20 protein-coding genes are annotated in these 22782 nt (G+C 66.4%); 6 read left to right on the top strand and 14 right to left on the bottom strand.

The window, feature by feature from the left end:
* The first annotated feature begins 16 nt into the window (after window positions 1-16).
* From EET10_RS01155 to EET10_RS01140, 4 genes are all read left to right on the top strand, one after another.
* Window positions 17-1657: a PE family protein gene (locus tag EET10_RS01155; RefSeq protein ID WP_063466755.1), complete on the top strand. Its 1641-nt coding sequence runs from the start codon at window positions 17-19 to the stop codon at window positions 1655-1657.
* A gap of 97 nt (window positions 1658-1754) precedes the next feature.
* Window positions 1755-3437: a PE family protein gene (locus tag EET10_RS01150; protein WP_122501831.1), complete on the top strand. Its 1683-nt coding sequence runs from the start codon at window positions 1755-1757 to the stop codon at window positions 3435-3437.
* Between the two features lie 270 nt (window positions 3438-3707).
* The gene (locus EET10_RS01145) at window positions 3708-5480 is read left to right on the top strand and encodes a PE-PPE domain-containing protein (protein WP_063466768.1); all 1773 of its coding nucleotides are present in this window, start codon (window positions 3708-3710) and stop codon (window positions 5478-5480) included.
* 285 nt (window positions 5481-5765) lie between these two features.
* Window positions 5766-7511, top strand: coding sequence for a PE family protein (locus EET10_RS01140; RefSeq protein ID WP_122501830.1), 1746 nt, complete (start codon window positions 5766-5768; stop codon window positions 7509-7511).
* Here EET10_RS01140 and EET10_RS01135 read toward each other — a convergent pair.
* From EET10_RS01135 to EET10_RS01100, 8 genes are all read right to left on the bottom strand, one after another.
* On the bottom strand, window positions 7508-8476 hold the full coding sequence (locus EET10_RS01135) for an NADPH:quinone oxidoreductase family protein (protein ID WP_063466757.1): 969 nt from the start codon (window positions 8474-8476) through the stop codon (window positions 7508-7510). The genes EET10_RS01140 and EET10_RS01135 overlap by 4 nt on opposite strands.
* A 5-nt stretch (window positions 8477-8481) precedes the next feature.
* On the bottom strand, window positions 8482-9342 hold the full coding sequence (locus tag EET10_RS01130; RefSeq protein WP_036399243.1) for an SDR family NAD(P)-dependent oxidoreductase: 861 nt from the start codon (window positions 9340-9342) through the stop codon (window positions 8482-8484).
* 90 nt (window positions 9343-9432) lie between these two features.
* Window positions 9433-10941: an aldehyde dehydrogenase family protein gene (locus EET10_RS01125; protein WP_036399245.1), complete on the bottom strand. Its 1509-nt coding sequence runs from the start codon at window positions 10939-10941 to the stop codon at window positions 9433-9435.
* 146 nt (window positions 10942-11087) lie between these two features.
* Window positions 11088-12389: an MFS transporter gene (locus tag EET10_RS01120; protein ID WP_244601801.1), complete on the bottom strand. Its 1302-nt coding sequence runs from the start codon at window positions 12387-12389 to the stop codon at window positions 11088-11090.
* A 266-nt stretch (window positions 12390-12655) separates the two neighbouring features.
* The gene (locus tag EET10_RS01115) at window positions 12656-13600 is read right to left on the bottom strand and encodes a class I SAM-dependent methyltransferase (protein WP_036399247.1); all 945 of its coding nucleotides are present in this window, start codon (window positions 13598-13600) and stop codon (window positions 12656-12658) included.
* Window positions 13600-14532, bottom strand: coding sequence for a class I SAM-dependent methyltransferase (locus tag EET10_RS01110; RefSeq protein WP_122502718.1), 933 nt, complete (start codon window positions 14530-14532; stop codon window positions 13600-13602). Before EET10_RS01110 ends, EET10_RS01115 begins: the two co-directional genes overlap by 1 nt.
* A 219-nt stretch (window positions 14533-14751) precedes the next feature.
* On the bottom strand, window positions 14752-15390 hold the full coding sequence (locus EET10_RS01105) for a TetR/AcrR family transcriptional regulator (protein WP_036399249.1): 639 nt from the start codon (window positions 15388-15390) through the stop codon (window positions 14752-14754).
* Window positions 15391-15392: 2 nt separating this feature from the next.
* On the bottom strand, window positions 15393-16376 hold the full coding sequence (locus tag EET10_RS01100) for a pirin family protein (protein WP_036399250.1): 984 nt from the start codon (window positions 16374-16376) through the stop codon (window positions 15393-15395).
* A 118-nt stretch (window positions 16377-16494) separates the two neighbouring features.
* Between EET10_RS01100 and EET10_RS01095 the strand changes: the two genes are divergently transcribed.
* Window positions 16495-17934: a chloride channel protein gene (locus EET10_RS01095; protein ID WP_063466758.1), complete on the top strand. Its 1440-nt coding sequence runs from the start codon at window positions 16495-16497 to the stop codon at window positions 17932-17934.
* A 7-nt stretch (window positions 17935-17941) separates the two neighbouring features.
* On the opposite strand, the gene dps is transcribed toward EET10_RS01095, so the two are convergent.
* Both dps and EET10_RS01085 read right to left on the bottom strand, forming a co-directional pair.
* On the bottom strand, window positions 17942-18487 hold the full coding sequence (dps, locus tag EET10_RS01090; RefSeq protein ID WP_122440589.1) for a DNA starvation/stationary phase protection protein Dps: 546 nt from the start codon (window positions 18485-18487) through the stop codon (window positions 17942-17944).
* Between the two features lie 85 nt (window positions 18488-18572).
* Window positions 18573-19517, bottom strand: coding sequence for a DNA-3-methyladenine glycosylase family protein (locus EET10_RS01085; RefSeq protein ID WP_122501829.1), 945 nt, complete (start codon window positions 19515-19517; stop codon window positions 18573-18575).
* Between the two features lie 53 nt (window positions 19518-19570).
* Between EET10_RS01085 and EET10_RS01080 the strand changes: the two genes are divergently transcribed.
* A complete protein-coding gene (locus EET10_RS01080) occupies window positions 19571-19954 on the top strand; it encodes a nuclear transport factor 2 family protein (protein ID WP_036399754.1) in 384 nt (127 codons plus the stop codon).
* Between the two features lie 7 nt (window positions 19955-19961).
* On the opposite strand, the gene EET10_RS01075 is transcribed toward EET10_RS01080, so the two are convergent.
* Genes EET10_RS01075 through EET10_RS01060 form a run of 4 tightly spaced genes read right to left on the bottom strand, consistent with a single transcriptional unit; the run spans window position 19962 to window position 22744 of the window.
* Window positions 19962-20342 (bottom strand): DUF427 domain-containing protein, encoded by a 381-nt coding sequence (locus EET10_RS01075; protein ID WP_036399252.1) that lies wholly within the window; start codon window positions 20340-20342, stop codon window positions 19962-19964.
* A gap of 24 nt (window positions 20343-20366) precedes the next feature.
* On the bottom strand, window positions 20367-21194 hold the full coding sequence (locus EET10_RS01070) for a class I SAM-dependent methyltransferase (RefSeq protein WP_036399253.1): 828 nt from the start codon (window positions 21192-21194) through the stop codon (window positions 20367-20369).
* Between the two features lie 8 nt (window positions 21195-21202).
* Complete coding sequence (locus EET10_RS01065; protein WP_122501828.1) at window positions 21203-22237, bottom strand: NAD-dependent epimerase/dehydratase family protein; 1035 nt, start codon at window positions 22235-22237, stop codon at window positions 21203-21205.
* Window positions 22238-22744, bottom strand: a complete 507-nt coding sequence (locus EET10_RS01060) for a nuclear transport factor 2 family protein (RefSeq protein WP_036394937.1) — start codon at window positions 22742-22744, stop codon at window positions 22238-22240. It lies immediately after the preceding gene.
* Window positions 22745-22782: the final 38 nt, after the last annotated feature.

The raw sequence follows: 22782 nt of genomic DNA, 5'->3' as shown, positions 1-22782 counted from the left end.
CCAGGAGGATGGCGTCTTGTCGTATGTTCTCACCCAGCCGCCGCTTATGGCTGCGGCCGCAACCGAGTTAGCAGGGGTCGGCACGGCGATCAGCGAGGCCGCTGCGTCCGTGGCAGGGCCGACGACCACGATCGCCACGGCCGCTGCAGACGAGGTGTCCGCCGCCATCGCACAACTCTTTGGCGCGTTCGGGCAGGAATACCAAGCGATCAACGCGCAACTCGGGGCGCTATATAACCAATTCACCCAAAACTTGGCAGCGGCCGCGAACGCCTACTTCGGCGATGAGGCCATCAGCGCCGCCACCCTGGTGAAAGGGGCCACCACCGGGCTCTTTACGCCGACCTCCCCCCCGGTGGTACCGCCGGTTTTCGGCCAGAACACGGCGATTGTCATGAGCGGCACCGGATCGCCGATACCCTCGATCCAGTACCTCACCAACATCACGAATCTATTCCTGCCGCCCGGCGTGGTCGTGAACCCGTTGAACACCATTGAGGAGCTCTATCCCATCACCGGCGTCAAATCCCTGCCCTTCCAAAATTCGGTGCAAACAGGGCTGCAGATACTCGACGCCGCGATTTGGGAGCAGATCCACGCCGGAAACCAAGTCACCGTTTTCGGCTATTCCCAAAGCGCCGTCATCTCGTCCCTGGAAATACAGCAGCTTCTCTCCCTGGGCCCCAATAAGCCGGACCCGAGTCAGCTCAGCTTCATATTCATCGGCAACGAAATGAATCCCAACGGCGGCATCCTTTCACGGATACCCGGGCTGAACATTTCGACCCTCGGCCTGCCGTTCTACGGGGCGACTGCGGACAACCCCTATCCGACGACTACCTACACGCTCGAATACGACGGCTTCGCCGACTTCCCGCGGTATCCGCTCAATGTCTTGTCCGACATCAACGCGGTTTTCGGGATCATCACCGTGCACACCCAGTATCAGTACCTCACGCCACAACAGGTAGCGGACGCCATACTCCTGCCGGTCGAGGGCGTGACGTCGAATCAGTACTTCATCATTCCAACCGCGCACCTGCCCCTGCTGGACCCGGTGCGGGCAATCCCGGTCATCGGACCGCCCCTGGCCGCGCTCATCGAGCCGGACTTGAGAGTGTTCGTCAACCTGGGCTATGGCGACCCGCGATTCGGCTATTCGACGAGCTTCGCGAATGTGCCCACCCCGTTCGGGCTCTTCCCCGACCTCCCGCCCGGCGTCGTCGTCGATGCCCTGGTTGCCGGAACCCAGCAAGGCATCAACGACTTCGCGGCAGCGCTGCCCGCTGCGCTCAACCCTCCCGAATTGCCGATGATCGGGTTCCCACCGTACATCCAGCAAATCCTGCCGCCGGGTCCGGGACCGGTGCCCGCGACACCCGCCAATATCGCCAGCACTTTTGCCGCCGTTGTGTCGGACAGCTACTCACTTCTGCTGCCCACGGCGGATCTGGGTCTGGCTTTTGCCACGATTCTTCCGGCTTACGACCTCAGCCTGTTCCTGAATCAGCTGCTACACGGAAACTTCATTGCCGCGATCGAATTGCCGCTGGCCGCCACCGCGGGCTTGGCCGCGCTGGGCAGCATGATCGAATTCATCGCGATCTTCAGAACGGTGGCGGCAATTATTCAGCAATTGCAGAGCCTGAACTTCTAGCTGGATTGCGGCTAGACGCGATGAAATGGCTAGGCGCTAAAGCGGCGGACGGGTTCGCACTGAGCGCCTGAGATTGGTCGTTAAGGAGGATGCGCCGATGCCGTACGTGCTCGTCGAGCCGCAGATGATGGCGACGGCCGCGGCAGATCTCGAACGCATTGGCGCCGCGGTCGGCTCGGCCAGTGCCGCGGCAGCCGGTCCGACCTCAAGCGTGGCGGCAGCGGCTGCCGATGAGGTGTCGGCGGCCATCGCGAATCTGTTCGGTGCCTACGGCCGGGAGTACCAGGCCATCGTCACGCTGCTGGAGGCGTTTCAGGTCGAGTTCACCCGGACGTTGGCCGCCGCCGGTTTGGCCTACGGCCAGAGCGAAGCCACCAACGCGGCAACCGTGTCGGCTGCCATCACGACGTCGTCACTGACGCCACCGACGGTTTCCCTGATCATGGGTGGCAGCGGAAACCCAACGCCCGGAACCGATTACGTCAACGGCCTGCTCAATTACATCAGTCCGCAATTCGGGGCCACCAATGCGCTGGCGCTGTTTACCCCGGAGCAGTTGTATCCGCTCACCGGTGAAAAGAGCTTGCCGCTGACCACGTCGGTGAGCCAGGGCGTCGAGATCCTGCACAACGCGATCCTGAACGAGGTCAACACCCTGGGAAACAGCGTCGTCGTCGGCGGGTACTCGCAGAGCGCGATCATCGCCTCGTTGGAGATGCGCAATCTGGCGGCCATGCCGCCGGGCACCGCTCCCCCCGCCGACAAGCTCGGCTTCGTCCTGCTGGCCAATCCGATGAATCCCAACGGCGGCCTCCTGTCGCGCTTCGCCGGCCTCAGCCTGCCGAGCCTGGGTGTGGAGTTCTTCGGAGCAACGCCCGCCGACACCATCTACCCGACCTCGATCTACACCCACGAATACGACGGGTTCGCCGACTTCCCGCGCTATCCGCTCAATATCGTGTCGGACCTGAATGCCATCGCCGGCATCGCCTTCGTCCACACCGATACTCCGGATATCAATCCGCAGACCCTGCCCCCGGGCGATCTGATCAAGTTGCCCACGGATCCGACGTACAACGGAAATACCTCGTACTACCTCATCCGCACCCACCATTTACCGCTGTTGACGCCGCTGAGATTCATTCCGGTGCTGGGTAATCCGCTTGCCGATCTCATCGAGCCGAATTTGACGACCGTCGTCAATTTGGGCTACGGCGACCCCCGTTACGGCTATTCGACCGCACCGGCGAATGTGCCCACGCCGTTCGGGCTGTTCCCTGAGGTCGACCCGGCCGTCGTCGCCGGAGAATTGGTCACCGGGACGCAGCAGGGCTTCAACGACGCGCTCAACGATATCCTCGGCCAAGGACCGCAAGGACCGCCCAGCGTGCCCAGCCTGGGTTCGTCGCGCCTGGTCGATCTGCTGACGTCGATCGCGTTGCCGCCACCCGAGACACTGGCTCCGCCGACGTCGATCGACGGCCTGATCACCGATCTGCAGGCCGCGAACACCTATCTCAGCAACACCATTTCCGGGGGGCTGTCCAGCGCTTACGAGGCGTTGCTTCCGACTACAGACATCCTCAACGCCGGCCTGACCGAAGTCCCGTCTTACAACGTCAACCTCTTCCTGGACGGCATCGAACAAACGGTCAATGGCGACCCGGTCGGGCTGATCAATGCCATCGGTTATCCGATCGCCGCCGACGTGGGGTTGCTTGCGCTTGCCGGCGGGCTGGAGGGCTTGGTCCTGCTGGGCATCGTCGTCACCGACTTCTAAGGCGGCGCAGCGCCAAAGCCCGCATTACGTCGGTCCGCGGCATTCAGTCCCTGATCGCCTGACGGCGCTGCGGGCCGGCGGTCGAGCACCCCGCGCGACGCCGGGTTCGGCTGAGATAGCCAAACGCGCAATACGATCCGACGGACCGAACTAGGCTGACAGATGCCGGACCTCCCGATGGCCGGTGCCGCCCGGGCCATCGGTTTCGCCTCATCGGCGCTATCACAACGAAAAAACCTGGGTTTGAAGGAATTTGAAGGAAATAGATCGATGACCAGCATGATCACCCAACCGCAACTGATGGCCGAGGCCGCCGCGAACATCGAGGGAATTCGTTCGGCGATCGCCCAAGCCAATGCCGCGGCCGCCGGCCCTACCACCGGTCTGGCGGCAGCCGCCGCCGACGAGGTGTCGGCCGCGGCTGCGACGCTGTTCGGCACATACGCACAGGAATACCAGGCGGTCATCAAGCAGGCCGCGGTGTTCCATGACACATTCGCCCAGGCCCTGGCCGCCGCCGCGACGGCCTACACGCAGGCGGAGGCGGCCAACGCGGCGATGGTGTCCGGGGCGCTTCGGGCGGTAACCTCGCCCATCGCGTCGTTACTAGGCGGAGGCGGAGCCGCGGCCGCCCCGGCTGGGGGCGCAGCGCCGGCGCCGGCGGCGCTGGCGTCGCCGTTCGACGCGTTGATCATGACCGGCAGCGGCACACCGATTCCATCACTGGCGTACATGCAGTCCGTTGCACCCTATATTTCGGGCACACCCAGCCAGTTGATCCCCCTCAACACCCCCGAGGGGTTGTATCCGCTCACCCAGATCAAAGACCTGCCGCTCACCCAGTCGGTGACCACCGGTGTGCAGATCCTCCACAACGCGCTCCTCGGGCCGCAAGGGCTGATCACAGCCGGGGGCAACGTCGCGGTGTTGGGCTATTCGCAGAGCGCGATCCTCTCCTCGATGGAGATGCGCCAACTCATTCTGCAGGGGAGCCCGAACACAGCCAACCTCAGCTTCACGCTGTTGGGTAATCCGATGGCCCCCAACGGCGGCCTGCTATCGCGCTTCCCCGGGTTGTCCATGCCGGCGCTGGGTCTGGAGTTCTACGGGGCGACGCCGTCGAATTCGGGTTACCAGCTCAGCCAGTACACACTTCAATACGACGGATACGCCGACTTCCCCCGTTACCCGATCAATTTCCTGGCGGACCTCAACGCATTCATGGGCATCCAGTTCGTGCACGGCGACTATCCATTACTGGATCCGAACAACCTTCCCCCGGGCTACAACATGGTCGAGCTGCCGGTGTCGCCGGCCAACAACGGCCTCGAGCACTACTACATGATCACCTACCCCGGGCTGCCGCTGCTGCAGCCGCTACGGGCGCTTCCGGTGATCGGCAACCCGTTGGCGGATCTGGTCGAACCGAACCTGACATATCTGGTCAACCTCGGCTACGGCGATCCCCACTTCGGCTATTCGACCGGATATGCGGATGTACCCACCCGATTCGGGCTATTCCCATCGATTGACCCGTTGACCTTCGCCGGCGACATGGTCGGTGCAGCCCAGCAGGGGGTGAATGCCTTCGCCGGCGATATCGGTGCCATGCTGCCGACGTCGCTGCCCGACTTCTCGCTGCCGGCCGCCGCGCTGACCGGCGGCTCGCCGACGGCGTGGGCGTTACCGACTCTGCCTGCGGCAACCGGTTCCCCCATCGACGGCATCATCGATGCCCTCAAGGCGGCCAACACCCACATCACCAACGCCATCAGCAGCGCTGCGGCCGACACCTACGCCATGGCGCTACCGACCGCTGACATCGTCAACACCCTGGCCACCAACGTTCCGTCGTATAACGTCAACCTCTTCCTGGACGGGATCCGGGAGCTGGCCAACGGTGACCCGGCCGGCATCGTCAATGCATTCGGCTATCCGGTTGCTGCAGATGTGGCCCTGCTGACCCTCGCTGGCGGCTTCCAGACCATCGTCTTGCTGAATGGAGTCGAATCGGTTATCGGCGACCTCACCGGTGCGGCCTAGCCGTCACGGTAACCAAAACCACTGCGGCGCAGCTGTTCTGAACCGGACGACCCGGGGGAACTGACCGTCCGCGACATCGCGGCCGAGCATCCGGCGCGGCCGCGTCGCGTTCCCCATGGCCCCGGCGGGCAGGGCAGCGTTTCGCCCCGCCGCCGTTTCGCTCAGATCACAAGCGGCCCTTACCGAAACGCCTTACGCTGACGAGCACCGGCTTCGGGCGCCGGATCACCTGTTTGGCCGATGCATCGGTTGGACAGGAATCCTGGTCGTTCGGAGGACGCACTGATGACGTATCTCACCACCGAGCCGCAGACGATGACGGCAGCGGCCGCCGATGTGGCGCGAATCGGTTCGGCGATCGGCGAGGCCAACGTGGCCGCGGCGGGGCGGATCACCGCTTGGGTGGCCGCCGCAGCCGACGAGGTGTCAGCGGCCACCGCTACCCTCTTCGGCTCGTACGCCCGGGAGTACCAGGCGGTCATGAGTCAGGTGGCGGCCTTCCATCAGCGCTTCACTCAGGCGTTGGCCGCCGCGGCAAGCGCCTACCTGGACACCGAAGCCGCCAACGCCGCCGCAGCGCTCGACACGCTGACCGCGCCGGTCCAGTCACTGCTGGGCCGCCCGCTGGCCGACAGCGCCAGAACCGTTGCGAACGCGCTCACCGCGATGACTGCGCCGGCGCCCGCGGCAAGTCCCACCACCGCTTTGGTGATGGGTGGCAGCGGCAAGCCGATACCGGACGCGGCCTTCGTGAGCAATGTCGTCGGCACCTACCTCACGCCCAATTTCCCTGGCGTGACGTTCAACCCGCGGGCCCTGTTCACTCCCGAAGGGCTGTATCCGGCTTTCGGCGCCAAGGATTTGACCCTGGACGCGTCGGTGTCTCAAGGACTGACCATGTTGGACGACGCGATCCGGCGGGCACTGGCCGCCGGCAACCCCGTCGCCGTCGTCGGCCTGTCGCAGAGCGCGGTCGTCGCCTCACTGGAGATGAGCAAACTCAGCCCTACCGGGGCGCCGAGTTCGCTACCGATAACCTTTACCCTGCTGGGCAACCCGGTCAATCCCAACGGCGGCCTGCTCACCCGTTTCCCCGGACTGAGCCTGCCGAGCCTGGGCATCACCGCCTACGGCGCACCCCCGGACAGTGCCTTCCCCACCAGCGTCTACACCATTGAATACGACGGCTACGCCGACTTCCCGCGGTACCCGATCAACATCTTGTCCGACGTCAACGCCCTGGCCGGCATCGTCTTTCTGCATGACACCTATCCGGAACTGACGTCGCTGCCACCCGCCATCACCTTGCCGACGCAAGGCCCCACCCAGACCACGTACTACATGATCCGCAGCCAGCATCTGCCGATCTTGACGCCACTGCGGGCGCTGCCGCTCGTCGGCAACCCGCTGGCAGACCTGATCGAGCCGGACCTGAAGGTGTTGGTCAACCTCGGCTATGGTGACCCCGCCTATGGCTATTCGACCGGGCCGGCGAACGTGCCCACCCCGTTCGAGCTGTTCCCGCCGGTCAGCCCGATCACCGTGCTGGGTCACCTGGTCGGCGGGACCCAGCAGGGTGTGGCCGCGTTTGCCAGCGACATCGGCGCCGTCGGCGCGCCGTCGCCGCCGGACCTGCCCCTGTCCGGCACCGCAAGTCCGTTCACCCCGCTCGACCTACTCGGTCAACCCCCTGCGACCATGTCGATCGACAGGGTCATCACGGGCCTGCAGGCGGCGAACACCGCCGCCACCAACGCAGTCTCGAACGCGATGTCCGGGATCTACTCGGCGCTGCTTCCGACCGCCGATATCGCGAACGCCGTCTTGATCTCATTGCCGTCCTACGACCTCAACCTGTTCCTGGACGGAATCACGCAAGCGGCCCACGGTGACCTGGCGGGTCTGGTCAACGCGATCGGCCGTCCGATTGCGGCCAACATGGGAGTGCTGACATTCGGTGCCGGTTTCGAGCTCACCGTCATCGGCAATGCCGTCGTCTTGATGCTCGGCGGTCAGATCGAGCCGGGCTAGGGCTCGAGGACCACCTTGCCGAGCACTCCTCCGTCGGCCAGGCTCTGTAACGCGGCCTGGGCTTCGGACAACGGATAGCGTTGCGGCGGAGGCGGTCTCAACCCAAGAGTGACCAGATAGTTCAAACCCCAGGAGAACAACGCCGCCGAACCGGGGACCTTGTTGAGGTACTCACCCCACGCGACGCCGAGCACGCCGACGTTGCGCAGCAGCAGCCGGTTGACGGTCAGCGTCGGGATGCTGCCCGCGGCAAAGCCGATGACCAGTAACTTGCCGTCGATGGCCAGCACCCGGATGGCGTCGTCGAAGCTCGGGCCGCCGACCGGGTCGACGACGATATCCACACCGCGGCCGTGAGTGTGCTTGTGCACCTGCGCAACCCAGCCATCCGTCAATCGCAGCACCACGTCGGCGCCGAGCGCGCCGACGTAGTCAACCGCCCCCTCGCGGTGCACCACGGCTATCACCTGCCGTGCGCCCATCGCCTTGGCAAGCTGGACGGCGGCCGTGCCCACCCCGCCGGCGGCACCGAGCACCAGCACCGTGTTGCCCGGCCGCATCGCGGCACGTCGGGCCAGCGCGAAGTACATGGTGTTGTAGTTGACCAACAACGACACGGCTTCCGCGTCGTCGAGTTCGGCTGGGCTGCGCACCACATTGGAAACCGGAACAGCCACCTGTTCGGCGTAGCAGCCGAGCACCCCGAATGCCGAGACCCGTTCTCCCACACGGAAACCCGAGTCCGGCGGCGCGGAGCGCACAACGCCCGCGGTTTCCAGGCCGGGCACGAACGGCGGCGGCAACTTCAGCTGGTACTCGCCCTTGCTCAGCAGCAGATCCGGAAAGCACACGCCGGCAGCGCGAACGTCGATGACAACCTTGTCGCCGTCATCGGGAATGTCGTCGATATCGGTGTAGACTATGCCGGACGGGCCGGAAAGCTCTTGTACGACACAGGCTTTCATACAAACTACAGCTTGAATCCGGCTTTTTGGGCGCCGGACAGGTCAGTGATCTCGGCCCAGTGCGCCGCCACATCCTGCACCGAAGGCGCGGTGTCGAAGGTGACCCCGGCGTTCTGGAACAACGCGGCCCGCTGCACCTTACCGCCACCGACGATGAACACCGACGCGTTGTCGGCGCATTCTTCGGTGCACAGGTAGGCCACCACCGGCGCGACGAAGTCCGGCGTGAGCTTCTCGAATACCTCGGGCGGCAGGATGTCCTGGGTCATCCGGGTGGCCGCGATCGGGGCGAGCGCGTTGGCGTGAATGTTGTACTTGGCGCCCTCCAGCGCCAGGGTGTTGATCAGGCCGACCAGACCGAGCTTGGCCGCACCGTAGTTGGTCTGGCCGAAGTTGCCGAACAGCCCGCTGGTGGAGGTGGCGACGACGACCCGGCCGTAACTCTGCTCGCGGAAGTGCGGCCAGGCCGCGCGGATGACGTTGTAGCCGCCGTAGAGGTGCACCTTGAGCACGGCGTCCCAGTTCTCGAACGTCATCTTGTGAAAGGTGCCGTCGCGCAGGATCCCGGCGTTGCTGACCACACCGTGCACCGCCCCGAACTCCTCGAGCGCGGTCTTGATGATGTTGGCCGCCCCCTCGGGCTCGGCAACGCTGTCGTAGTTGGCCACCGCGCGACCGCCGGCGTCCTTGATCTCGGCGACAACTTGGTCGGCCATCGCCGACCCGGCACCGGTCCCGTCACGGGCGCCGCCGAGGTCGTTGACGACCACGCTGGCCCCTTCCTTGGCAAGGGTCAGGGCGTATTCGCGGCCCAATCCCCCACCGGCTCCGGTGACGACGACGACGCGATCCTGCACTCCGGGCATCAGGTTCCTCTCTATCGGTAAGGACAAGGGGGTTGGCACGATCGGGGTCGGCCCGGCAGCCGACCGGGTCGTGGGGGCAGCTGCGTCCGGCTAGAACAGCTTGCGTGCCAGCTTGAAGGCGCGCTCGGTGTAGGGCGGGTAGATGATCTTCGAGAAGTCCGGACGGGTCGGCTTGGTCAGCACCGACTTGCGGTGACTGAACTCGTCGAAGCCCCATTTGCCATGGTAGGCACCCATTCCGGAGGCGCCCACGCCGCCGAACGGCAGCTTGGCCGTCGACACCTGGAAGGCCAGGTGGTTGACCAGCATGCCGCCGGCCGGCACCTCCTTGATCACCCGTTCGCGGATTTCCCGCGACTTGGTGAACAGGTACGCCGACAACGGCTTGGGCCGTGAGTTGACGAACTTGATCGCCTCGTCCACGGATTTGACCGTCAGCACCGGCAGGATCGGCCCGAAGATCTCGTTGGACATCAACGGGCCGGCCGGATCGGGGTCGACGACGACGGTCGGCTGGATGCGCAGGTTCGACGCGTCGCACTTGCCGCCCACCGCGACCTTGGCCTTACCGTCGGATTCGCCCTGGTTTTCGACAGCGGCCAGGTAACCGCTCAACCGGTCGAACTGGCGCTGGTTGACGATGCGCACCCCGGCCGGGTCGTCCTGGGAGCGGAACCTGCCGATGGCGGCGCCGATCTTGGTGACGAGCTCGTCGCGGATGGTCGCGTCGGCCAGCACGTAGTCGGGGGCGACGCAGGTCTGGCCGCCGTTGAGCAGCTTGATCCAGGCGATGCGCTTGGCGGCCACATCGATGTCCGCGTCGGCTGCCACGATCACCGGGCTCTTGCCGCCGAGTTCCAGCGTGACCGGGGTCAGATGCGGCGCCGCGCCTTCGTAGACCTTGCGGCCGATCTCGGTGCCGCCGGTGAACATGACCCGGTCCAGGCCCTGCGCGATCAGCGCCTGACTAACCGCGCCGTCGCCTTCGACCACGGCGATCGCGTCGCGGTCGAGGTAGCGGGGCACCAGCTCGGCGATCAGACGTGACGACGCCGCGGCGACCTCCGAGGGTTTGAGGATGACCGTGTTTCCAGCGGCGATCGCGCCGACCGCCGGGCCCAGAGTCAGATAGAACGGGTAATTCCAGGCGCCGATGATCAGCACGGTGCCGTAGGGTTCGTACTCCACCCAGCCCCGGCCGGGCAGCTGCGGCGCCTCGAGGAGCAGGTACTTGCGGCGCATCCACTTGCGCACCTTCTTGGCCGCGTACTTGGCTTCGCTGACCGTCACCGCGATATCGGCGATATACGCCTCGACCGGGTTGCGGTCCAGGTCCTCGGCAAGCGCCTCGGTGATCGCGTCCTCGTTCTCCTCCATCAACCGCTGCAACTGCAGCAATTGGTTCCTGCGCCACTCGACACTGCGAGTGCGTCCGGTGGCGAACGTCTTACGCAGCCGTACCACGGTTTCGGCGACTGTTTCGGCGACGTGGGTCGCTTTCGATGCGTCGGACGCGGGGGTGGGTTCAGCGGCTTCAGCGGCTGCGGGTTGGGCCGCCTTGAGTTCCTGAGCTTTCGGTGCAACCGATTCGGTGGTCATCGTTGTCCTTTCGTTTCCGGTCTTCCCGGGCTTCACGGGAAGTGACCCGGAGTGCTCTGCCACATCATGTGGTCGCACATCGGTGATATTGGCGATCCTAGTCATGCTGATAGGGCAGCAATAGGAAAGATCGGGCCCGATCTGTGTTACACCGACACGGCGGGTGACACTCTGCTACCGCCCGGAGGTCGTTCGGCACGAAACAGCGGTATCGCGACCGCCCCGGCGAGCAGGGACAAACCCGCAAACCAGGCGAAGGCGCCGGAGAAGCCGAGTGGCAACAGGATGGCCTGGAAGACCAGGCTGCCAATCCCCATGCCAACCCACAGGACGCAGGAGTTGAGCCCGATCGCCTGCCCACGCTGCCCGGGAAGGTCGGTGACAATGACAACCAGGGCCGGTTGGGTCATGTCGTACCCGAGCGACAGCGAGACGACGGCGGCTTGGAGCAATACCAACGACGACGGTTCACTGGCGAACACCGCGGCACAGGCGGCGGTCAGGGCCAACCCGAGCGGGATAACGCGCGCCCGCCCGTAGCGATCGGCCAGTCGACCGATGGCGGGGCTGAGCACCAGGCCCGGGATGCCGTAGCCGAGCAGCACCAGCCCGATCTGCTCTTCGTCGAGCTGAACGTGGTCATGCAGATAGACCCCCAGCCAGGTGTAGACCCCGGCGTGCAGCACCGCGTTGACCAGCACGTAGCCGTAGGTCCGGCGACCGCGGGAGGTGCTCAGCAGCTCCGCGAATCCAGCCGCGACCTGGCGGACCGACGACGGGCGCGCCGCCGCAACGGTATCGGGAACCGACCACAGCCCCAGCACCAGCAGCACCAGTCCGCCGACGGCCACCACACCGAACAACCCGTGCCAGCCGACCAGCGGTTCACCCAGCGCGCCACCGGCCGCGCCGAAGGCCATGCCACCGGCCGCTCCACCGAAGACCCATCCCAGCACCCGGCCTCGGCGCCGGTACGGCACCAGGTCACCGATCAATGCGACGCTGATCGGCACCACGCCGCCGGCGGCAACCCCGGTCACGAATCGAAGCGCGATGAATTCCCCGACATTGGTGGCCAGCGGGGTGGCTGCGGTCAGGACCACGAAGGCGCACAGCGACATAAGGATGACGCGACGGCGTCCCCACCGGTCCGATACCGTGCCCCACACCAGCACCGTCCACCCGTAGGGCACCAGGAACGCCGGCACCCCGAGGCCGACCATGCCCTCGGTGCTGCCGAAGTCGCGGGCCAGCGCCGGCAGGATCGGAGCAACCATGAAGATCTGCGCGAAAAGCAGGAACGCCGTCGAGGTCAGCAGCGCCAGTGTCAGCGCGAAAGAGTTCGCGTCAGTGTCCGCGGCGACCCCGCGGCGCGATACGTCGCCGCGGCCAACATGGCCCGGTGTGCCGCGCAGCAGACCGTGACCATCGGCGCTCCGGGTCGACACGGCCACAACCCCGGTTTTGGCGGTTAGTCCGCGCCCGCCTGATGAGGTGGGTCACCCACCGATAACGACGATAACGAGAAGTCCCTGGTAGTTGCCGATACGAGGGCTACCGTGCTGACCGCGTCGTCGAGGTCCATGCAACCACTTCCTTACCGGGTGACCGGACGGAGCCTCAGACTAACCCAGCCGCCGTCGGCCGGCCGTGGCTTTGAAAGCTTTGCTGCAGCGAATCCCAGCGCGGTGTTGGCTTTGAATGCTTTGCCGCGTCAGGGTTTGGCCGCAGTCATGAATCGGTTGGCGAACGGCCCGTCGTCAGGCCCCGGCGGCCGGCCCAGTCGCACCGCCTCGTCGCGCGCTTCCACCGACAGCGTCGCCCAGCCGTGGGCGGTGAACCAATCGGCCGGATCCGGTCGGCCTTCGTCGTCAAACCACAGGTCGAACGGGTTGAACGAGTCGTCCGAGCCGTTGGGGCCGGGGGCTTCTCGTTCAGCTCGTAGCTGTGCCCACTTCTGCTGCGCCTGTTGGCGCTTGTGTTGGTTGAATACGAAAATCTCGACGGCCACCCGGCTGCCCGGTCCGCTCAACGCGTCGACCGAGGCGAACATGGCCTCCTGCGTCGACGCCGGCAGGAACGGCAACAGCCCTTCGGCCAGCCAAGCCGCGGGACGGCTCGGGTCGAAACCGGAATCGCGCAGTGCTTGCGGCCAGTCATGGCGCAGGTCGACGGGCACTGGCCGCCGATCGGCAACCGGCCCGACACCGTGGGCTGCAAGGGTCCGCTCCTTGTACTCCAACACTTTGGGAAGATCGATCTCGTACACGGTGGTGCCGTCCGGCCAGTCCAAGCGATAGGCACGCGAATCCAGACCGGCGGCCAGCAACACAGCCTGGCGGATTCCGGCCCCGGCCGCGTCGGCGAAATACGTATCGAAGAAATGGGTGCGTGCCGCCTGGTAATCGATCATCTGCTGGGAATCGACGGTCAAATCCGGGTCAGCCTCGGAGCCGGGGTCCGGCGTCGGGGCCCACCAGGCGGCAACCTGCTCGCGAACTCCCACCAACTCGGGAGTGGACACCAACGGCTCGGCGAACTGGTCCCGAATGAGCGGATTGTCGCTGGCCGTCTCCGCCGCGCGGGCCAGGGCAACCATCACCGCGGTCGCCCCCACGCTGGTCGCAATGTCCCAGGAGTCGTCCGCGGTGCGCGGCATTACAACCGCTCCGCCGTCACGAACTCGGAGAACGCATCCTTGTCGTCGGCCATCGGTACGCCCTCAACCCAGCGGCCCACCCGGCGCATCTCGTCGCCGGCGTTCTGCGCGGTGGCGCGCCACCCGTGTTTGTTGAGCCAGTCTGCGACCTTCGCCCGGTCAGGGTCGTGGTAGATCAGCTCCTGCACATCGACGGTCTGCTCCATGCCCAGCGTCTCGGCCACCTTCTTGAATCGCTCCCGCATCAGTTCGCGCCGTTCGTCGGCGTGGTTGCCCGCGGTTTCGGCCGCGATCCGGCTCCCCGGCGGGCTGAGTTCGCCGATCTGGGTGAACAGCCGGTCCTGGGCGTCGGCGGGCAGGTACATCAACAGCCCCTCGGCCAGCCACCCGGTCCGGGCTGTCGGATCGAAACCGGCGGCACGCAGCGCGGCAGGCCAGTCCTGGCGCAAGTCGATCGGCACCTCACGGCGATCGGCCGACGGCGTCACCCCGTTTCCCGCCAGCGTTGCGGACTTATAGGCAAGCACCTGGGGCTGATCGATCTCGTAGACCGTCGTCCGGGCCGGCCAGTCCAGCCGGTAAGCGCGCGAATCCAGTCCCGAAGCCAGGATTACGACCTGACGGATCCCATGGGCGACCGCGTCGGTGAAGTAGGTGTCGAAGAAGTTCGTCCGCACGGCCTGGTAGCTGCGCATGTGCTGGACGGTCGCCGCGGTCTCGGCGTCGAGAGCCTGCATCTTGGCAACCATCTGCTCGTCGAGCATCGCCTCCCACAGGACGCCGGCATTGGCGTTGGTGACCAGCAATTTGGCGTACGGGTCGCGGATCAGCGGGGTGGGCTGTTCGGTTTCGACGGCCCGCGCCGCGGCCACCATCACCGCGGTGGCGCCGACGCTGGTTCTGATGTCCCAGGTGTCGTCATGAGTACGCAGGGTGCTCATTCGCGTGCTCCCGTTCTCTAGCGAATCTCAAGTTGGATGGACCGGCGAAAAGTGGTGCGAGACCGTGGGATTCGTCCCGGCGGCGCGCCACGAGGGTAAACCCGGGAAACGCCGGCCGGATCAGTCATACCGGGGCCAATGGTACCTAATAAGTTAGGCAACCTATACACTTTGTGGGCCAGGTCACTATCCGCGGTCGCGACCGGCCGGTCAGGCCTCCGACTTCCAGAGTGTGCCGGCCATCAACTGCCGCAGCGCCGCGATGATGTCCGCCATCTCTCGGTAGCTGCCCACGAAGCCGGCATAGAAGCCGACCCCGCACAACATGAGCAGCAGCGCCTCGGCCAAGGGAGCGGCCCGGGTATCGGCGGTCAGTTCGCCGCGCTCAACGGCATCGTGGACCGCCCAGATCAGGAATTTCCGGGAGCCGGCGACCGGGTCGTTTTCGGATCGCCCCAATTCCGGATGCCGCTGCGACTCGAGCACGGCGGTGGCCAAGAATGCAGCAGTGGATGGATTTTTCTCGTCTGCCTCCATCGCCACGGTGATGAACGCGGCCAGCCGCCGGAGCAGCGTCGGTTCGTGCCGTGCCCGCTCGATACCGGCAGTGACGACCAGCTCGTTGGTTTGGTCCACCACTTCCCGGTACAGCACCCGCTTGCTGCCGAAGTAATGGTTGATGGCCGGCCGGGTCAGGTCGGCGCGGACGGCGATTTCCTGGAAGGTCGCGCCGTCGTAACCGCGTTCGCTGAATACCTGCCGGGCGGCGCTGACGATACGCCGTCGCGTCTCGTCCGATTTTGCGGCAGGCGGACGTCCGGGGCCGCGACGTGCGGCGGTGGGCGGCATGCCTAGAGTCTGCCATCGCCCAGGTGCGGCATCAGCGCGTTCGGCGGGATGCTACGAAACTTTCCAGCCTGGTAGTCCTCGAGCGCCTCGATCACTTCGGCTCGGGTGTTCATCACGAAGGGCCCGTAGTGGAATACCTGCTCACGGATGGGTCGCCCACCCAGCAGCAGCACGTCAAGAGCTGTTGTCCCGTGGGCATCCGGCGCCGGGCCGGCGGTCACGGTGATCCGGTCACCGGGGCCCATCACCGCCAACTGCCCCCGCTGAATCGGGTGTCCAGCCCCGCCGACCGAGCCGCGCCCGGACAGCACATAGACCAGCGAATTGAAATCGCGTCGCCACGGGATGTTCAGCCGGGCGCCGGATGCGATCGTGGCGTGCGCCAGCGTGATCGGCGTGTGGGTGATCCCTGGTCCACGGTGGCCGTCGATCTCCCCGGCGATGAGGCGAACCAGGGCTCCGCCGTCGCCCGAGGCGATCAGCGTGACGTCGCCGCCCTCGATGGCCTGGTAGCGAGGCTGGGCGAACTTGTCCTTCTTCGGCAGGTTCACCCACAACTGGACGCCGTGGAAGATTCCGCCGCGCTTCACGGTGTCGATGGGCGGGGTCTCGATATGCAAGATGCCCGATCCCGCCGTCATCCACTGCGTCGCGCCGTCGGTGATCAGGCCGCCGCCTCCGTAGGAATCCTGGTGCGCGAGCTTTCCGTCGATCATGTAGGTGACGGTTTCGAAGCCCCGGTGCGGATGCCAGTCGGTGCCCCGGGGCTCGCCCGGCTGGTAGTCCACCTCACCGATCTGGTCCATATGCACGAACGGGTCCAGCGCGGCGGTGCCGATTCCGGCGAACGCCCGGATCACCGGAAAACCCTCGCCCTCGTAACCTCGCGGGCCAGACGTGATGGACCGGACCGGCCGCTCGGTCGCGTCGGCACCGGGCGCGGCCACCCGCGGCAGGGTTAACGTATCGGCGGTTACAGCGGGCATGCCTACCTCCTCATGAAGAACTCAGCAAGAACCATCAAGAACTAAGTGGTATAACCGGACCAGAGTCCGCTTATTCCCGGTTGTCATAGGATGACGTGATGCTTGCGAGGCTCGCACGGTGAATGACCCGACACCGGACGCCCCGGAACCCAGAGAGGCGCCGCCCGCCGCCGCTGGCGGGCGATTCGGCGCATCGATCAGAAGTGCCGGCTATCTGCGCAAGTGGTTGTTGCTGGGCATCACCATCGGCGTCATCGCCGGCCTGGGCGCTGTGGTGTTCTACCTGGTGCTGAAATACACCGGCGAGTTCCTGCTCGGCTATCTCGCCGACTACCACATTCCGACTCCGGTGGGCGAAGGCGGTAGCCGCGGGTCCCGCGGTTTCGCGCGTCCCTGGGCCATTCCGCTGGTAACGACGGGCGGGGCGCTGCTCTCGGCCTTCATCGTGGCCAGGTTCGCGCCCGAAGCCACCGGTCACGGCACCGATGAGGCCATCGAGGCGGTCCACACCGATCCGCGGGCCATTCGCGGGCGCGCGGTGCTGGTGAAGATGGTGGCCAGCGCGCTGACCATCGGATCGGGCGGCTCCGGCGGGCGTGAGGGCCCGACGGCGCAGATTTCCGCCGGCTTCTGCTCGTTGCTGACGCGGCGGCTGGGCCTGTCCGACGAGGATGGCCGGATCGCGGTGGCGCTGGGCATCGGCGCGGGTATCGGCGCGATCTTCGCCGCGCCGCTGGGCGGAGCGGTGCTGGCGGCGTCGATCACCTACCGCGACGATTTCGACTACCGCAGCCTGTTGCCCGGCTTCATCACCTCCGGGACGGCGTACGCGGTGCTGGGCGCCTTCCTGGGATTCGATCCACTGTTCGGCTACATCGACGCCGAGTACCGCTTTGAACGGGCGTGGCCGCTGTTGTGGTTTGTCGTGATCGGCCTGATCGCCGCGGCCGTCGGCTACCTGTATGCCCGCATCTTCCACGCATCGGTGGCACTCACCCACCGGCTTCCCGGCGGGCCGATCATCAAGCCGGCTGTCGGCGGGCTGCTGGTCGGATTACTGGGGCTACTGATCCCGCAGGTCCTGAGCAGCGGTTACGGCTGGGCGCAGCTGGCGGCCGACCGCGGATCGCTGATGGGCATTCCGCTGTGGATCATCGTCGTGCTGCCGATCGCCAAGATCATCGCCACCTCGCTGTCGATCGGCACGGGTGGGTCCGGCGGGCTGTTCGGGCCCGGCATCGTCATCGGCGCCTTCGTCGGCGCCGCGGTCTGGCGGCTGGGTGAACTCTCCGGCATCCCCGGTGTTCCGGACGCACCGGGAATCTTCGTGGTGGTCGGGATGATGGCGTGTTTCGGCAGCGTGGCACGCGCGCCGCTGGCGATCATGATCATGGTCGCGGAGATGACCGGCTCGTTCTCCGTGGTGCCCGGGGCAATCCTGGCCGTGGGGATCGCCGCATTGCTGATGTCGCGCACCAACGTCACGATCTATGAAGCTCAGCGGCTGAACCGTGAAGCCGCCGAGGCCGAACGCGCCGCGAAAGCCCGGCCCGAGTAGCCGCCGCTCAGGTGCCGCGCGCGGTGCTGGCGGCATCCCGCTCGGTGGCCGAGCCGTCATGGGCCAGCCTGCCGCCCGCGTTCTCCAGGTGCGCCCGGACAAACCACTGGAACTTCTCCAGATCCGCGGCGTGCCCGATCAGCATGTCCTGGGTGACCCGGTCGAGTTCCTCGGTCTCATCGATGGCTTTGCGGATGTCTTCGATCACGCCGGTGTAGACCAGGTCCAGCGCAGCAAGGTGAGCCTGGACGCAGTCCCGGCCCACCGAGTAGTCGTCCCAGGAACGGTCCTGGATGATCGCGCCCGGGGTGCCCTGCGGTGACGAGCCCAGGGCCGCGATGCGCTCGGCCACCTCGTCGGCATAGCCGCGCACCGCCTCGACCTGCGGGTCGATCATCTCGTGCACGCCGATGAAATTCGGTCCCACCACGTTCCAGTGGATGTGCTTGAGCGTCAGATGCAGGTCGTTGTAGGTGCTCAGCTGCTTCTGCAGCAGCTCGGCGAGTCGCGCGCCCTGCTTGTCGGTCAATCCGGGAATGGTGAACGGTGTCATCGGTTGGCCTCCTGAAGTTCGCCTATGGTCACTTCCTGGCAGGGGTACCCGATGGTGTCGGCTGCTAACACCGGGTCTGCGGGAGTCACAGCGAGTGGATCTGCTGCACCGGCAGCCGCGGCCCGCGGCGGGGCTCGCGGGCCAGTCCGCTGGCTTCGAGCAGGCGGACCACCCGGTGCCGGTGCGGCCGCATCGGCTCCAGCAGCTCGAGCATGCCGGCGTCGTCGACCGGATGGCCCAGCAGGGTCCAGCCGATCATTTTCGGGATGTGGTAGTCACCCACCGACACGGCGTCGGGGTCACCAAAGGCACGCTGCGCCGTCTCGGCCGCGGTCCACACACCGACTCCCGGCAGCGACGTCAGCGCCTCGCGTGCCTGCGCGGCCGGCACCGCGGTCAACCGCTCCAGCGACGCCGCCCGCCGCGCGCAGCTCACGACCGTGCGGGCCCGCCCGGGGTCGACGTTGGCGCGGTGGAACTCCCACGACGGGATGTGCCGCCAGGCCTCGGGCGACGGCGGCACCCGCATGCCCTCGGGCGCCGGCCCCGGGGCGGGTGTGCCGTACTTGGTCACCAGCACGCGCCACGACCGGAAGGCGTCGGCGCCGGGGACCCGCTGCTCGATGACCGCCGGGATCAATGCCTCCAGCACCTGTCCGGTGCGGCCCAGGCGCAGCTGCGGCAGCCGCCGGTGCGCGGCCGCGACCGTCGGCTCACTCGGCGCGAAATCCGCGGCGTCGTCGTCGGCGCCCAGCAGCGCCGGCAGCAGCTCGAGGAACTGCTCGGCCCCGGGGCCCCACGCCACGCAGTGGGCCGCGTCGCGCGCCACGCGGCTGATGCGCGCCGTGAGCGGCCCGCTGGCCAGCAGGCTGGTGCGCCAGATCGTGCCGTCTCCCGGGACGCGAAAGCAGGGATCGCCGCGGCCGCGTCGCAACGGCGCCAGGGTGTGCCCGAAGCCCCCCGCCCCGGGGAACGTGACTGTACGTGCGTCGATCAGTTGAGCCTGCCATGACCGGCGTAACCCAACCATGATCGGGACCTCGATTGACCGCGATCGGCCTGCCGCGACAGGATGACGATGTGATGACGCCGTTCGACGATCCGCAGGCCGAACTGGCATGGATGTTCATGCAGAGCATGTGCGAGGGCGGAGACCTCGACGAGGGTTTCACGTTGCTCAGCGACGACTTCACCTATTGGAGCATCGCCACCCGCTCGGCGATCGATAAGGCGACGCTGCGGCGCGCGGTCGAGCGCCGCAAAAAGAAGTTCGAGGTCACTATCGAATTGCTGCGCTGTGTCAACGAAGGCGAGACGGTCGTCGTCGAAGGGCAGGCCGAAGGCGTCACCGCCGGCGGCACCCGCTACGACAGCCCGTTCGTCTGCATCTTCGAATGCCACGACGGCCAGATCGTGTCGCTGCGCGAATACAGCGATACGCAGTCGTTGGCGAAGGTGTTTCCCTGAGTGGCTGCTATCCCGGCTCGACGCTGATGTCGGCCTTGTCGGGATAGAACGCGACGTGCCCGGCTATCGCGGCCACCGCGGGATAGGGCTGTTCGTAGGTCCAGATGGCATCCTCGACGGTGTCGCCGGCCGAGGTGGTCACGCTGTAGTAGCCGGCCTCACCCTTGAATGGGCAGTAGCTGTGCGTGTCGGTGCGGGTCAGCCGGTCCTGGGCGACGTCGGCCAGTGGAATGTATTGCACCGCAGGCAAAGTAGCCTCCCGCAACTCCAGGGCGGCAGTCGTGTCCGCGATGAGTTCGCCGTGGACGCGCACCTGTACCCGACCGTTGGCCGGTTCGATGGTGATGGGGTGCCCTGCGTTGGGTTCTACGACTTTTCGGTGGCTCATGGGGTGTGCAACGCCTGCTGGCGATCAACATTCCCGGCCGAACGCGTAACGGTGGTACTGCGACATGTTGGCCAGTGCCGGTACCCGCGACATGAGGCTGCCCATGACCTGGTAGGCGCGCGGCAACCGCGCGAAGGTGTCGGATTCGAACCAGCGGACCCAAGACAGCAGCCGGGTGCCGGGCACCGCCCGCAGGATGTCGTCAGGTCCGTCGATACCCCAGCGCAGCGTCGATCCGGAGCGGCGAACCACGGTGTTCATCCACTGCCACGTGATGCCCAACCGGTTGAACGCGTCGAACTGCAACTCACCGGATGGAAAACGGTCGACCACGCGTCGCAGCAACCCGACGCCGTCCGGTTCGCTCAGGTACATGGTCAGCCCCTCGCCGATCAGCAGCGCGGGCCGGTCGTCGGGAATGCCGGCCAGCCAGCCCGGATCGGTGACCGACGCGGCGACGACGTGCCGGTTGGCCGCTGTGGGGTACAGCCGGGTGCACAGCGCCGCGACCTCGGGGTGGTCAACGTCATACCACTGCACCTGCGGACCGGGCCGCACCCGGAAGTATCGGCTGTCCAGCCCGCAACCTAGATGCAGGACAACGGATTTCGCGTGCGCAGCAAGAAATTGGCGGGTCCAGGCGTCGAAGTGCGCGGTCCGCGTCGTCACCGACGCCGAGTTGCGTGCGGTGATAGAGGTTTGTGACCAGTCGTAGTCGATGCGCTCGACGACCTCCTTGGCATAGCGATCGCCCAGGATCGGATGCGGCAGGTCGGCGTCGAGCGCCTTGGCGTACAGGGTCGCGAGCATGGTCTGCGGCGGCCCGCTGAGGTCGACCGCGACTTTGTCCATATGTCTGCCTATTCGGATGACGCGGTCTTGGCGTCCGGCCGGGCCGTGCGCATCGCGGCCCAGAACCGGGCGGCCTCGCGAATCGAGTCTTCGACCGGCCGCGGCTGCCAGCCCAACTCGCGGACCGCCTTGCCGTGATCGAGCGCGGCCTCGGCGCGCATCATCCGCACCGACTGCAGGCTGAGTTCGGCGTCTTTGCCGGCGACCCGGGCCCGCAGGCTGCCCAGCGCGCCGAGCGCATAAAGCACCGGCACCGAGATCGAGCGTCGCGGCGGCGGCACACCGGCCTCATCCGCGGCGATCCGCACCACCTCGGTCAACGTGATCATCCGCTCGGAGACCAGGTAGCGCTCGCCGTTGCGGCCCCGCTCGGCCGCCAGGATCATCGCTTCGGCGGCATCGTCGACACCCACGGCTTCCAGTTGGATCCCGGTCATCCGGAAGGGCAACCTGCCGAAAACCGCGCCGGCAATGAAAGCGCCATGGGGGGTGCGGCCCCAGTCGCCGCTGCCGTAGGTCGTCGAGACGCACAATGCGACGGCCGGCAGGCCTGCCTCCGACACGTACCGCATCACCAGGTTCTCGGCCGCGACCCGGGATTGGACGTAGGGGCTCACCCGGCGGACATCGACGACGTCGTCCTCGGTGGCCACGTGCCCGTGACGGCGGCCCACGGTGGCGTAGGTGCTGGTGAAGACGAACCTGTGCAGATCCGTGGCTATCGGCCTTTCGACGGCCACGTCCAGGACGTTGCGCAGGCCTTCGACGTTGGTGCGAAACAGCGGCGACGGGTCACGCAACCAGGCGCGGGTGTCGACCACGCAGTAGTACACGTCGTCGCAGCCGGCCATCGCCTCGCGCAGCACCGCGGTATCGAAGACGTCGCCGTGAAATCGGGTGAGCGCCAGGTCGTCGATCGACCGGGTATTGGCGGTGGGGCGCACCATCGCCCGCACCTGTTCGCCCGCCGCGACGAGTCGGCGGGTCACGTGTGAACCCAGGAAGCCGTTGGCGCCGATGACCAGCTTGGGCTTGGTGCTCATTTATTGCATCCCCCCATACCGTTGCATCCACTGCGCCGCGTCCTCGTCGAGAGTGCCCAGCGCCTGCGCCTTGCGGCACCACGTCAATCCCGCCTTCAAGAAGCGCAGCGGGTTGTAGATGTCTTCCTGGCGGCACCATTGGCCGTGGCCGGCGTAGGTGATGATCGAGATGTTCGTCGCGCTGATCACGCTGCCGTCGCCGGGGTCGCGCATCGGGTTGTCCAGCTCCATGATGATGCGGCCGGTGGACTCGTCGATGACCGACCACAACGACGGAAACGCCACCATGTGACTGCCGGGGAAGGTCGACATCGTGTGCTGAATCCAGGCGCGCACCTGCTCGCGGCCGTGCATCGTGCCGGCGGCGTGCTCGATGTATTCGACGTCCGGGGTGTACTGGGAGACCCAGTCGTCCCAGTTCCGCGTCTGCGCCGCACGGGCGACCGTTCGCTCGAATTCGCCGAACGCCGCGGACAATTCGTCGCGGCTGAACACCGGGCCGGTCACATCAGCTCCTCAGGACGGCCCGGCAGCAGCCGTCCGTC

It is taken from the genome of Mycobacterium pseudokansasii, from assembly GCF_900566075.1.
Lineage (GTDB): Bacteria > Actinomycetota > Actinomycetes > Mycobacteriales > Mycobacteriaceae > Mycobacterium > Mycobacterium pseudokansasii.
The sequence above is the reverse complement of the archived record's forward strand: the minus strand, read 5'-3'. Positions and strand labels throughout refer to the sequence as shown.

Excerpts from the sequence above, each read along its gene's own strand:
- dps (WP_122440589.1), bottom strand. The coding sequence starts at position 18,487 with ATGACACCGTTCACCATTCCCGGATTGACCGACAAGCAGGGCGCGCGA.
- EET10_RS01150 (WP_122501831.1), top strand. The coding sequence starts at position 1,755 with ATGCCGTACGTGCTCGTCGAGCCGCAGATGATGGCGACGGCCGCGGCA.
- EET10_RS01130 (WP_036399243.1), bottom strand. The coding sequence starts at position 9,342 with ATGCCCGGAGTGCAGGATCGCGTCGTCGTCGTCACCGGAGCCGGTGGG.
- EET10_RS01125 (WP_036399245.1), bottom strand. The coding sequence starts at position 10,941 with ATGACCACCGAATCGGTTGCACCGAAAGCTCAGGAACTCAAGGCGGCC.
- EET10_RS01100 (WP_036399250.1), bottom strand. The coding sequence starts at position 16,376 with ATGCCCGCTGTAACCGCCGATACGTTAACCCTGCCGCGGGTGGCCGCG.
- EET10_RS01085 (WP_122501829.1), bottom strand. The coding sequence starts at position 19,517 with ATGGTTGGGTTACGCCGGTCATGGCAGGCTCAACTGATCGACGCACGT.
- EET10_RS01140 (WP_122501830.1), top strand. The coding sequence starts at position 5,766 with ATGACGTATCTCACCACCGAGCCGCAGACGATGACGGCAGCGGCCGCC.
- EET10_RS01065 (WP_122501828.1), bottom strand. The coding sequence starts at position 22,237 with ATGAGCACCAAGCCCAAGCTGGTCATCGGCGCCAACGGCTTCCTGGGT.
- EET10_RS01070 (WP_036399253.1), bottom strand. The coding sequence starts at position 21,194 with ATGGACAAAGTCGCGGTCGACCTCAGCGGGCCGCCGCAGACCATGCTC.
- EET10_RS01075 (WP_036399252.1), bottom strand. The coding sequence starts at position 20,342 with ATGAGCCACCGAAAAGTCGTAGAACCCAACGCAGGGCACCCCATCACC.
- EET10_RS01080 (WP_036399754.1), top strand. The coding sequence starts at position 19,571 with ATGACGCCGTTCGACGATCCGCAGGCCGAACTGGCATGGATGTTCATG.
- EET10_RS01145 (WP_063466768.1), top strand. The coding sequence starts at position 3,708 with ATGACCAGCATGATCACCCAACCGCAACTGATGGCCGAGGCCGCCGCG.
- EET10_RS01105 (WP_036399249.1), bottom strand. The coding sequence starts at position 15,390 with ATGCCGCCCACCGCCGCACGTCGCGGCCCCGGACGTCCGCCTGCCGCA.
- EET10_RS01135 (WP_063466757.1), bottom strand. The coding sequence starts at position 8,476 with ATGAAAGCCTGTGTCGTACAAGAGCTTTCCGGCCCGTCCGGCATAGTC.
- EET10_RS01115 (WP_036399247.1), bottom strand. The coding sequence starts at position 13,600 with ATGCCGCGCACCGCGGACGACTCCTGGGACATTGCGACCAGCGTGGGG.